This is a genomic window from Staphylococcus sp. Y174-1 (assembly GCF_049897865.1).
Classification (GTDB): domain Bacteria; phylum Bacillota; class Bacilli; order Staphylococcales; family Staphylococcaceae; genus Staphylococcus; species Staphylococcus saprophyticus.
This window is the reverse complement of record NZ_JAFCXB010000002.1, coordinates 311,374-323,869: the sequence shown is the minus strand read 5'-3', so window position 1 is coordinate 323,869 and position 12,496 is coordinate 311,374. Positions and strand designations below refer to the sequence as shown.

Below are 12,496 nucleotides of genomic sequence, written 5' to 3'. Positions count from 1 at the left end.
AATAAGCAATAGTTTAGCATTTTTAAATGGGGGTTATTTACGTGAAATACCTTTTATCAAAATTGGAAATAATAATATAAAACCAAAGATCCCCATAACAGGAAATACTTTTCCTATTAAATCAATAAACCCAATGAAGGTCGTAGCAAAGGTAAGGATTGCCATACAAATAATCATAATATAATAATGTTTGCTATAAGGTCTTGTAAATCTAGAAGCAAATGCATACATAAGACCCACGACAGTATTATAAATAACTAATATCATAACGATAGACATAAATAAACCAATCATAGGAGAAATTTCTTTTGCTAATAATAGTGATGGCAGTGCGACATCTTTTATGTGAGAGAATTGCGATACCATACCTAAGTTTAACATAAGCAATAAGAAAGTAATGATTAAGCCACCTATCATGCCTCCGTAAACAGAGGAAGATTTAAATTTTAAACGACCTCCCATTACAGATAAAAAGCTGAACGCTGCTGCAATTTGTAAGCTCCCATAGTTAATTGCATCGAACCACCACCATTGATCAGAACGAGTCCCGGTATTCGTGTATTGATTGGGATCACTAAAGCTGAGTGAACCGGTCATTAAATAATACATAGCAATAATAGTAACGATAATAACTAAAAAAGGTGTGACCATACCTAGAATTGCGATGAGGCGTTCAAATTTTAAGAATAATGTTATTAAAATAATTGAAATTAAAAGTACAGAACTCAATGCATATGGTATATTAAAACTTTCATGAATCGTTGAAACCCCACCTGCCGTCATAATCATAGCGAGTGCAAGTAGAAATAAAGTTAAGATGATATCAAATAAAGTGGCAATACGCTTGGGTAAATAATACTTTATAGGTCCAGTGTGATTATGTGCATTTAATTTATAGCCAGTTTGGAGTACAAAAATGCCACCTAGAGTGACAATACAACCCGTTATAATCACGCCCCAGATACTGTAATTGCCATTACTGGTAAAGAATTGGAATATTTCTTGACCTGTAGCAAATCCAGCGCCGACAACCACACCAACAAAAGCAAATGCCACAATAATAATTTCTTTTAAACTTGTCATAGTCATATAAATCCTTTCAATGGTGTAGATAATATAAATGTCATTCATATATATAAACTCACAATTTATTATTTTAGCTTAAAATAAAATAAATTGAAAAGAAAAAGTATTTTTGATAAGAACAATTGTATTTTTAGAGAGAACTTAAAAGTGCGCACATAAACGTATTTAGATTAATGGTTTATCAAAGTGGGTAAATGATGAAGGTTCTTTGGATGCGTTAAATTTAAAAATTTGATAGTATGTTTTTTTATTATGTGATAAATGTTTAAAGTGATTTGGAAGATAACGAAATTTAATCTGTATAAGAGAGAGGGAACAAAGTGACTTTATTAAACTTACCACTAACATTACTCATTGTTATCTTTTTAGCGTTGGGTATTTTTAGCCAATGGTTCGCCGATAAAATAAAATGGCCATCCATCGTTGTTATGGCTATTGTAGGGTTGCTTGTGGGCCCTATTTTTGGATTGATTAACCCTCAAGAAAGTTTGGGTCAAGAGGTGTTTAGCCCACTCGTTTCGTTGGCAGTTGCAATCATCTTGTTTGAAGGTAGCAGTAACTTAGATTTTCGTGAGTTGAAAGGTATCTCTAAAGCAGTTATAAGAATCATTACTATGGGGGCAGTGATTGCTTGGATTTTAGGATCCATGGCTTTACATTTTGTATTAGGTTTCTCAGTAACGATATCACTTGTATTAGGTGGCTTATTTTTAATTACGGGTCCTACCGTGATTCAACCATTATTAAAACAAGCGAAAGTTAGGAAAAGTGTAGATTCCATCTTAAGGTGGGAAAGTATTATTCTTGATCCTATTGGACCAATGTTAGCGTTAGGTGCATTTTATGTTTTTCAAATCGTAGAGCAAGGTTTTGAGATTCAAATTATTTTAAGTTTTGCTTTACGTTTTGTTATTGCCATTGTTATAGGTTTTGGCGCATCTTATTTATTTATGTTGCTCATTAAAAGAGATCTCATTCCACAAAATTTAATGCCACCTATCCAATTGGTATTTATTTTACTTATTTTTGCAATATGTGATGAAATATTGCATGAATCAGGGCTACTTGCGGTAACCATATTTGGGTTAATGATGGCACGTATGAAGCGTCATGATTTGATCTTTAAAGAATCAGATCATTTTATTGAAAATGCATCTTCTATTATGGTTTCTACCGTCTTTATATTAATTACGTCTTCGTTAACTTTAAATGTGTTAGAAAGTATTATATCGTGGAAACTATTTATATTCTGTGCAGTCATGATTATATTAGTCAGACCTATTTCTATATTGTTATCTACGATGAATACTGAGATTTCTAAACGGGAAAGAGCTATGGTTTCAATGATGGCACCACGAGGTATTGTCGTACTTACTGTTGCACAGTTCTTTGGAGGCTTATTTGTAGAAAAAGGGACACCCATGGCAGAATACATCACGCCTGTTACATTTGGATTAGTATTTATAACTGTGGTCATTTATGGCTTTAGTTTTCTACCGTTAAGCAAAATGACGCACCTTTCAAGTACGGAACCACCTGGCGTCATTATTGTTGGAGAAAGTGAATTTTCATTTCATTTAGGTGCGAAATTGAGGGAACATCACATTCCAGTTATGACTTTTAATTTATTTAATAACACATCAAAACGAGCACAGGAATTAGATTTTGAAGTATTTGAAGGCAATTTATTATCTAGTAATGATCGTATATATGCCGATATGACACGTTACAATAAATGTTTATTAATGACTCAATCTTTTGTGTTCAATAGTTTGGCGTTTAATGAATTAGTGCCTGAGTTTGGTTTGAAAAATGTCAACATGATGCCAGTTTCTTTTAGTGATGAACATGCGCGAAGTAACTTAGATGGACCAATTAGAAATCACATACTATTTGATTCTAATTTTACGTCGCATTGGTTTAATCGCTATATCGTCGAACATAATATTTTAGAAATGCCAGTTTCGAGTAAGGATAATTTAACGGCTTATGACATGGTCCTCTATCATATTGATGATAATAACGAAGTCACATTTAAACGTGATAATCAAAATATTACAAATTCAGAAGAAGGTATGATTGGCTATTTAAAAGATGCTTATTTACATTCGAATATATAAAAAATCCCCGTCCATACAGATTGAAAATCATGTGTGAACGGGGTTTTTTATGAATACTGATTAGTTAACATAACGATCATGCATAAGTTCTTTTAAAATATCGATTTTTTCTTGAATATCTTGTCCGGTGTTTGTATGTCTTATTTTTTGTCGTTGTAATTCCTTATCGACGACACGACGTATAGAAAGTTCATCAGCGCCATTCAGTAAAACATGTTTTTTGGAATTAAAATGTTGGTGTGCGACTAGTTGCATACCAAATGAATTATAAAGTAATGTATAACCTGCGATACCTGTTGTTGACTGATAAGCTTTCGAAAAGCCACCATCAATCACAATCATTTTTCCTTCAGCTTTAATTGGATCTTCACCATCAATTTCTTTGACAGGTGTATGCCCATTGATAATGTGCCCTTGTTCAGGGTCTAAGCCAAAATCTTTGAGCATTTTTTTACACATATTAACATCCTCACGCAAATGGTAATAAGGGTTTTTAGTTTCTTTATGCGCTGTTTTGTCTTTAATAAAGTAACGCTCGAAAGTCGTCATAGCGCGTTTGCCAAATAGTGAAGAGTATTTACCAGTCCAAAGATACCATACTAAATCTGTGGCTAAATCGTCTTGAATATCTTTGTGATCAAAAGCTTCTCTGACGTAATCTTCAAAATGGTCTAATAAATCTCTGCCATAGCATTTCACATCGTTGATAACCATTGATTCCATTTCACCATTTTCATCTACTGGAATACAGCCGTGAATCAATAAATTACCGTTATAAGGCAGGTAAAGCGTGCCTTTTTGCATAAGGAAGGTCATATGTCGTTTCAATTTTTCTGATTGTTGGACAGATAATAATAGTTTATCCATCACTTCTGACTCTTCGTCTGTGAGTTTGTTTGGATCATTTGGGTCAATCGTTTGGAAACAAGTATTTTCTAATGGATATGTTTTTCCATAGAGTGTTGCTTCATTTTTTTCATAGTTAATACTTTCTAATACCAATCGTTCTTCCATTTCAAAAGTAGGGCGACGTTTAATGATTGGTGCCTCTAATTTAAATTGTATGATGGCGATGGCTTGATGAATTTTTGTGATTTGCTCAAGTTCTAATTCAGTTAAGCCTTCAGCATTTTTAGGTCTGAATGCTTTGTTTTTTCCATCATAATGTTTTTCTGCAAGGGTTAATAAGGGTCTTAAATTGATACCATAAGCATCCTCAATAATGTCTAAGTTATCATAACGTGCACAAATGCGAAGTAGGTTTGCAAGGCAAACTTTGGAACCTGCATAGGCGCCAATCCAAAGGACATCATGATTTCCCCATTGAATATCTACTGAAGGATAATCAATCAGTGTTTCCATAATTTTATCAGGTTCTGGTCCTCTGTCGTAGATATCGCCAACAACATGAAGGTGATCCACTACAAGGTGCTGAACTGTGAAAGATAAGCCAATGATCAAATCATCTGATTGTTCTAGCTCTATGATTTGATTAATTAATGTTTCATAATAAGAATGTTTATTATTATATTTATTACTTTTATATAACAGTTCTTCTATAATAAAGACGTAATTTTTTGGTAAAGATTTGCGTAACTTTGTGCGCGTGTATTTGGATGAAGCATAGGTGATTAGTTTTATCAGACGATTAATCGTTGTAATGTACCATTCATTGAGCTCGGATTTTGAGCTAAAGCTGTTTTTAATTAATTTAAGTTTTTCTTCAGGATAGTATACAAGCGCAGAAAATTCATTAATTTCTTTGCGTGTCAAAGTATCTTGGAAGATATCATTAATTTTTGAACGAACGTTGCCTGAACCATTACGCAATACGTGTTGAAAGGCATGAAATTCACCGTGTAAATCACTCACAAAATGTTCAGTACCTTTAGGGAGTTCCAAAATAGACTCTAAATTAATAATTTCTGTTGCAAGTTCTTCTTTAGTATTAAATTGTTGTGAAAGTAAATCTAAATATCTATCTTTTAGGCTCTTATCTGCTGATTTCTGCATGGTTATGTCACTCCAGTTGTAAAAATATCGTAATTATGAAATGCATTTTATAAAACGCTTCCAAATTATGTTTCTTATTGTAGCATTAATTGGCACGCCTTTGTCTATTTCTTATTATATTATGAAGTTAAATTAAATTCTAAAAAATGGATTGAGTGTATATTACTAACTGAAAAATTTAAGGTTTATTAGTAAGCGCATATGTTAGAAAAGTAGAAAAAGGAAATGATGCTACTCAAATATAATAAAATGGGGATTTATATAAAAGTTGTAGGAAACATACATTTTAATGAATGTTATTTATTGTATAATTAACATTGTGTAGTAATTTTACCATTATAATTTTGGAGCTTGAAAATACTGTTAAATCAATGCTTAATCGTTATAAAGCTGTATTTTATTGGTTTTATTTGAAAAAAATTATTGATTTACTGTTTAATTTATAATTTATTTTTGTATAATATATGCATGTAACAAAATTATAAGGGGGCGTTTTGTTTCATGTTTACATTGGGGACATCATTATCGAGTCAAGTCGATCCAAACTGGCAAACATATATCATGCTTGTCGTTTATTTTGTGGTATTGCTAGTGATTGGGTACTATGGCTTTAAACAATCTACCGGTAACGTCAGTGAATATATGCTGGGCGGTAGAAACATTGGTCCATATGTAACTGCATTATCTGCAGGCGCATCTGACATGAGTGGTTGGATGATTATGGGATTACCTGGTGAAGTATATACTACCGGTTTATCAGCAGCCTGGTTAGCGATTGGATTAACACTTGGCGCATACATAAACTATATTGTTGTTGCACCTCGACTTCGTATATATACAGAGAAAGCCGGAGATGCAATTACACTACCTGATTTCTTTAAAAATAGATTAGATGATAAATCTAATTCGATTAAAATTATTTCAGGTGCCATTATCGTTGTATTTTTCACACTTTATACGCATTCTGGAATGGTATCAGGCGGTGTATTATTGGAAAGTGCGTTTGGCGTTAACTATCACATTGGTATGTTACTTGTCGCTGTGATTGTCATTGCTTATACATTTTTCGGAGGTTATTTAGCAGTATCATTAACAGACTTTTTCCAAGGTGTAGTGATGATTATTGCTATGGTTATGGTACCAATAGTTGCTATGTTGCAATTAAGCGGACTTGATACTTTTACGCAAACAGCAGAATTAAAACCGACAAACTTAGACTTGTTTAAAGGAACGACGTTTATAGGTATTATTTCATTCTTTGCGTGGGGATTAGGTTACTTTGGTCAACCACATATTATTGTACGTTTTATGTCAATTAAATCTGTCAAACAATTACCAACGGCAAGACGTTTTGGTATCGGTTGGATGGCAATCAGCTTATTAGGCGCAGTGGGTGTCGGATTGACAGGTATTACGTTTATTAATCAAAGTGGTACAGATATAGAAAATCCTGAAACACTATTCATTTTAATGGGACAAATTTTATTCCATCCGTTAGTTGGTGGATTCTTACTTGCTGCTATTTTAGCTGCGATTATGAGTACAATTTCTTCACAATTGTTAGTAACGTCAAGTTCATTAACAGAAGACTTTTACAAATTAATTCGTGGTGAGGAAGCTGCAAAGGAACATGAAAAAGAATTTGTTTTAGTAGGTCGATTATCAGTCATCATCGTAGCGATTGTTTCGATTTGGATTGCTTGGTCACCTAACGATACCATTTTGGGTCTAGTAGGTAATGCATGGGCTGGTTTCGGTGCCGCATTCGGACCGCTTGTACTCTTATCCTTATATTGGAAGGGGTTAAGTAGAACAGGTGCTGTAAGTGGTATGTTATCAGGTGCCATTGTAGTCATAATATGGATTGCATTTGTTAAGCCATTAGGCGATGTGAATGATTTCTTTAATTTATATGAAATTATACCTGGATTCTTAACTAGTTTAATCGTTACGGTTGTAGTAAGTAAATTCACGAAGAAACCACAAATTGATGTTAAAGCAGATTTAACAGATGTTCGTCGTCTGGTTAAAACTGGTGAAGATCAAAAAGAATCATAATTTAAAAAGGGGTTTAAATTATGATTTAATGTAGAAAATGATAATTGGCTATGTCTGTTATCAAAAGGGAGAAATTTTTAAATAGAGAAAAGGCTAACTTCAAGGGGGAGTTAGTCTTTTTATATTATTATAAAACAGGGTCTGACACTTATTGATGTCAGACCCTGTTTGTTTGGAATTGAATCTATTTATTGAGCGCGATTCTTTTTGAATAATCTATATACGATGAAAATCACTGCAAGAATGATGATGACATACATAATATATGAATATGTATGGAGACCATTCATTAGCATATCCCAACTGCCGCTCAACATTTTACCCAGGTAGATCAGTGCAAAATTCCATATCGTAGTCCCGATTAAAGACAAGATCGCGAATAGCATCACATTCATGCGATTAATACCCGCTGGAATCGTAATCAGTACACGTAAGACAGGTATAAAGCGACAAATAAAAACAGCAATTGCGCCATATTTTTTAAACCAATCGTTTGCACGTGCAACATCTTTACCTTTAAGTTTAATCCATTTGCCATATTTATCTACAAAACGATACAAACGTTCTTCAGAAACAAGCCTACTAATATAGTAAAGCACAAGTAAACCAATTAATGAGGCAATGGTTGAAATTGTAAAGAGTACGGGAATGGATAAGTCAGATTTGACGGACATCAGTCCGGCAAAGGTTAATATAATTTCTGAAGGGATAAAAGGTAATATATTTTCAAGTAATATTAATATAGTGATTGCGGCGTAGCCCCATGTACTAATAAAATCAGTGAGTATCTGTTCCATAATTCTGCAATGTGCTCCTTTTAAAATGTAACTTAGTAGTTAATTAAAACATGTCTTTTTATTATAGTCCAAAAACAATAAATATGCATTGTTATGTTATAGGTCTACAGGATGATTTTTGTGTAAATCAATTATAGGAAGTATATTACATTTTAAATAAGTAAATTTTGAAAAAAGTCATTGTAAGCGATTTCATATTGTGGTACTATTTTTAAACAATAGGTCATATGATGACTATAAAAGATTGGGAGAAAGTTGGAGAAAACATGGATCAAAAAAGAACAAATATTAGATGGTATTTTGCCATAGCGTTTTTCATTATAGGGGTTATTGCATATATGGACCGCTCGAACATATCGATTATAGCCGGTCCGATGATGGAAGATTTACATTTGAATAAGACACAATTTGGGTTATTAGCGTCATTCTTCTCACTGGGGTATGCACTGATGCAAGTGCCTTCTGGATTTTTAGCTGAGAAATTTGGTTCTAAAAAAATGTTAACCATTGCACTTGTATGGTGGAGTGCCTTTACAATATTGACAGGTGTTGTGAAGAATCACGGGATGTTATATGCGGTGCGTTTCTTATTTGGTATTGGTGAAGCGCCAATGTATCCTTCTAACGCAGTTTTTAATACGAACTGGTTTGCGAAAGGTGAGAAAGGACGCGCATCTAGTGCGTTATTAGCTGGATCCTATTTTGGCCCAGTCATCGCGCCAGTAGTAACCATTGCAATCGTAAATATGTTTGGTTGGCAAGCCGTTTTCTATATTTTTGGTGCTATTGGTTTTATTATTGCTATATTATGGATGGTTATTGCCAAAGACTTGCCAGAACAACATAAAATGGTTAATGAAGCAGAAAAAAGCTATATTATGGAAAATCGAGACATTATTAAAACTGAGAAATCTAATGCGCCATGGAATATATTTTTAAAACGCTTTAGTTTCTATGCATTAGCAGCTCAATATTTTGTAGTGCAATTCGTCGTTTCATTATTCTTGATTTGGTTACCAACCTATCTAACGGAACAGTATAACGTTAAATTAACAGATCCAGACATGGCTTGGGCAGCCGGTGCACCATGGATTGCAATGTTCTTATTGATTTTATGTGGTGGTGCTATTTCAGATAAATTATTACAAAGTGGTATGTCACGTTTCATAGCACGTGCTTCTATCGCTATCACAGGATTTGTTGTATTCTGTATTTCACTCTTCATGTCTATACAAACGGATAATTTAGTAACAAATGTTATTTGGTTATCGCTTTGTTTAGGCGGTATTGGTATTGCGACTGGAATGAGCTGGGCAGCAGCAACAGATTTAGGACGTAACTTCTCAGGTTCTGTATCAGGTTGGATGAATTTATGGGGGAACATTGGTGCGTTATTAAGTCCACTATTAGCTGGTATGATGGTTGATATTGTAGGTTGGACAGTAACGTTAGAACTTGTGATTATCCCAGTTGTTTTCGCAATTATTATGTGGTTCTTTGTAAAACCAGACCAACCACTTATCGTAGAAAAAGAAGACTTGTAATGTTTAATTTATTAACTTTTAGGTAATTATTAAACATCATGCTTATAAAGGAGGAAATGATATGATTACTATCAATGCGATTATGAAAGTGGATGCTGCACAACGTGATAATTACTTAGCTTTAATAGACCCATTAAAGCGCGCTTCAAATCAAGAAGCAGGTGCATTATACTATGAACATTTTGAAAATACAGATGAACCGAATACGTTTGCTTTTATTGAACGATATAAAGATGAACAAGCTTTGGAAGCGCATAATCAGTCAGAACACTTTCAACAATTCTTTAGCGAAGTTAAACAATACTTAGTTGAAGAACCTGAAATTAAAGTGCTAAGTTCAAATTAATATATTAAACCCTGATCTTACAAATAACTGTGAGTTCAGGGTTTTTTTGAATAGTGTGATAAGAGAGAAAAAAATGGGCTTGTTATTGTGTAAATATAATGTCATTACATAACGTATTAGATGGATAAATAGCTAAATTTGAATATTTAGTCATGAACTCTGTCTATATAGCACTTGCCATGATTTACACAGCGATTTGAGAAGAATTAAATGAGCACGTATGTATGTGAATATAAAGACAATGATATGGAGGTAAATTTATTTTAAAGACATCGCCACTAGAAGAATTTAAAAAAAGTGTTAAAATAGTAAGGTATTGTTACGAATTTATGCGCGGATATTTTAGAATGAAGATATAGATTTTATAAAATGAAAAGTAAATTGATGTTTACTTTACCTATATGTTTTTCTGAAAAATACGTTATTTATGAGTAACGTATTTTTAAATGTCATTTGATATGGTGACAATAAATGAAATAAAATACGAAATATTAAAAATTAAAGGAGATGCATGACAACATTGATTAAATATTTAAAGTCATTAATACGTTTCAATTCGATGAAAATCGATGTTGCTAAAGGTATAAGACAATGTATTCTCATGCTCATTCCGTTACTTGTTGGCTATTTGACAGGTCACTTTTCTAAGGGATTACTCATTTCAACAGGGACGCTAGCGCATATTTATGTATTTGGTGGTCCTAAGAGATCTAAGTTACGCATTGTCTTATTTTCATCTCTAGGTTTATCCATTGCGATGATTTTAGGGACACTCACAGTTAATCAACCACTTATATTTGGTGTGTTACTACTATTAGTAACTGTTATTCCATATTACATCTTTAGTTCGTTAAATATCCCAGGGCCATCTTCAACCTTCTTTATCGTTGCCTTCAGTTTGCCAATTAATTTACCAGTAGCGCCAGAAGAAGCATTAAATAGAGGTCTAGCAATGTTTGTAGGTGGATTATTAGCAACACTGATTGTAATCGCTGTAATCCTACTATCTAAAGAATCTACAGAAATCAAAGCCATTAAAAATGATTATAATATTATTAAACAATTGGTCTATAACTTTGATGATCCCAAAGCGTTTGCGAAAGCATCACAATTTGCAGTAACAGCTTTCAGAAATTCGGATAATCAATTGATTACGTCAAGTACACCAAAATCGAAAACCTCACCTGAATTTCAACGCTTATTATTATTGCATAATACAGCGCAAGGTATTCATTCCGAACTATTGGAACTAAATGAATGTAATGCACGTCCGTTACCAACGGAAATAAAAGAAATGACGGATTTTGTCATTAAACGTGTTTATTCACTCGGTAAGTCAACCCAACAGTGGACTAAAAAAGTAGATTTCGATAAAGAGTATCAAAGTTTAGTAGATAGTATCATTAAAGTTGACGCAATTATGAATGCAAATAATGATAGAGTCGAACATGAAATAGATATTCGTGTACCAATCTATGGACATCGCATGTTGAAAAACTTGACGTTAGATTCTTTTATATTTAGAAATACAATACGCTACACAGTCATTATGGCAATTTCTATTTTTATTGCTTTAATGTTTGATTTTGAAAAAGCCTACTGGATACCTTTGAGTACACATACAGTCTTACTAGGCTCTACAACACTGCATAGCTTTGAAAGAGCTGGGGCAAGGGGCGTTGGCACGATCTTCGGGGTGTTGGTGTTATCACTCATCTTATTAACAACACCGCCTGTACCAGTAGCCATTGTTTTATTGGCTTTAGCTGCCGGTGTGACAGAAATGTTTGTAGGTGCAAATTACTCATTTGCAGTTATATTTATCACGATACAAGTTATCTTGTTAAATGGATTAGCGTCAAATCATCTAACCATACTCATTGCATTACCAAGAATTATTGATGTAATTGTAGGAATTATCATAGCAGTGATTTGCTTGCTAGTGATCGGTAGAAAAACAGCATCTTCTATGTTGCCAGGTACATTAGCAGCCGTAGCGAGAGACGAATCCATATTATTTCATTACTTATTCTCAAGTAACAAATATGCATCTAGAGAACAAGATAAAAAAGAAATGTTAAAACTAAGTGTGAAATTGAATAATATGACCCAAGTGTATAACAGTGCAAACGGTGAACTATTCAGTAATAAAATGGTTATACAGTATTATTATCCAAGCATTTACGCATTAGAAGAAATCAGCTTTATGTTAACAAGAGCACTAAGTAATGAAAAACGATATCATATTGATGATGAAACGATGGGACAGTATTTACTTGTCTTTGAAAATATAGCCAAACATTTTGAAAGAGGCACGAATATTCAAGTTCAAGAAATGGCTACATTACCGCAATATACACATATAAAAACAGCTTTAATGAGTATACAAAACAACTGTGTCAATGCTCGAAAAGAAGTTAAATTATCTCTTAATTAAATATGGTTATTTGAAAAAAGGCCAAGACATTTATTAATGTCTTGGCCTTTTTATTAAAAATATTTGAGTATATTGAGATAGGTAGTGTGCGGGTT

8 protein-coding genes are annotated in these 12,496 nt (G+C 33.2%); 5 read left to right on the top strand and 3 right to left on the bottom strand.

Annotated features, from left to right (window positions below; translation table 11 throughout):
• Window positions 1-33 precede the first annotated feature (33 nt).
• Complete coding sequence (locus ACP7BT_RS08405) at window positions 34-1,083, bottom strand: YkvI family membrane protein (RefSeq protein WP_041079302.1); 1,050 nt, start codon at window positions 1,081-1,083, stop codon at window positions 34-36.
• 323 nt (window positions 1,084-1,406) lie between these two features.
• Here ACP7BT_RS08405 and ACP7BT_RS08400 point away from each other — a divergent pair, with 323 nt between their 5' ends.
• Window positions 1,407-3,206 carry a cation:proton antiporter gene (locus ACP7BT_RS08400; RefSeq protein WP_426303759.1) on the top strand — a complete coding sequence of 600 codons (1,800 nt, stop codon included), beginning with the start codon at window positions 1,407-1,409 and terminating at the stop codon, window positions 3,204-3,206.
• Between the two features lie 60 nt (window positions 3,207-3,266).
• Here the strand turns inward: ACP7BT_RS08400 and ACP7BT_RS08395 are convergent, their stop codons facing one another.
• Window positions 3,267-5,219 carry a fructose-bisphosphatase class III gene (locus ACP7BT_RS08395; protein WP_002482358.1) on the bottom strand — a complete coding sequence of 651 codons (1,953 nt, stop codon included), beginning with the start codon at window positions 5,217-5,219 and terminating at the stop codon, window positions 3,267-3,269.
• 501 nt (window positions 5,220-5,720) lie between these two features.
• Between ACP7BT_RS08395 and putP the strand changes: the two genes are divergently transcribed.
• Window positions 5,721-7,277 carry a sodium/proline symporter PutP gene (gene putP, locus ACP7BT_RS08390; RefSeq protein WP_041079298.1) on the top strand — a complete coding sequence of 519 codons (1,557 nt, stop codon included), beginning with the start codon at window positions 5,721-5,723 and terminating at the stop codon, window positions 7,275-7,277.
• 188 nt (window positions 7,278-7,465) lie between these two features.
• Here putP and ACP7BT_RS08385 read toward each other — a convergent pair whose 3' ends face one another.
• Window positions 7,466-8,074, bottom strand: coding sequence for a DedA family protein (locus ACP7BT_RS08385; protein ID WP_002482360.1), 609 nt, complete (start codon window positions 8,072-8,074; stop codon window positions 7,466-7,468).
• Window positions 8,075-8,340: 266 nt separating this feature from the next.
• Between ACP7BT_RS08385 and ACP7BT_RS08380 the strand changes: the two genes are divergently transcribed.
• The 3 genes from ACP7BT_RS08380 to ACP7BT_RS08370 all read left to right on the top strand — a co-directional run bounded on the left by ACP7BT_RS08380 (window position 8,341) and on the right by ACP7BT_RS08370 (window position 12,401).
• A complete protein-coding gene (locus ACP7BT_RS08380) occupies window positions 8,341-9,618 on the top strand; it encodes an MFS transporter (protein ID WP_011302373.1) in 1,278 nt (425 codons plus the stop codon).
• A gap of 61 nt (window positions 9,619-9,679) precedes the next feature.
• Window positions 9,680-9,964, top strand: coding sequence for a putative quinol monooxygenase (locus ACP7BT_RS08375; RefSeq protein ID WP_002482362.1), 285 nt, complete (start codon window positions 9,680-9,682; stop codon window positions 9,962-9,964).
• 511 nt (window positions 9,965-10,475) lie between these two features.
• The gene (locus tag ACP7BT_RS08370) at window positions 10,476-12,401 is read left to right on the top strand and encodes an FUSC family protein (protein WP_041079296.1); all 1,926 of its coding nucleotides are present in this window, start codon (window positions 10,476-10,478) and stop codon (window positions 12,399-12,401) included.
• Window positions 12,402-12,496 lie beyond the last annotated feature (95 nt).

Excerpts from the sequence above, each read along its gene's own strand:
- ACP7BT_RS08385 (WP_002482360.1), bottom strand. The coding sequence starts at position 8,074 with ATGGAACAGATACTCACTGATTTTATTAGTACATGGGGCTACGCCGCA.
- ACP7BT_RS08405 (WP_041079302.1), bottom strand. The coding sequence starts at position 1,083 with ATGACAAGTTTAAAAGAAATTATTATTGTGGCATTTGCTTTTGTTGGT.
- ACP7BT_RS08380 (WP_011302373.1), top strand. The coding sequence starts at position 8,341 with ATGGATCAAAAAAGAACAAATATTAGATGGTATTTTGCCATAGCGTTT.
- ACP7BT_RS08375 (WP_002482362.1), top strand. The coding sequence starts at position 9,680 with ATGATTACTATCAATGCGATTATGAAAGTGGATGCTGCACAACGTGAT.
- ACP7BT_RS08395 (WP_002482358.1), bottom strand. The coding sequence starts at position 5,219 with ATGCAGAAATCAGCAGATAAGAGCCTAAAAGATAGATATTTAGATTTA.
- ACP7BT_RS08370 (WP_041079296.1), top strand. The coding sequence starts at position 10,476 with ATGACAACATTGATTAAATATTTAAAGTCATTAATACGTTTCAATTCG.
- putP (WP_041079298.1), top strand. The coding sequence starts at position 5,721 with ATGTTTACATTGGGGACATCATTATCGAGTCAAGTCGATCCAAACTGG.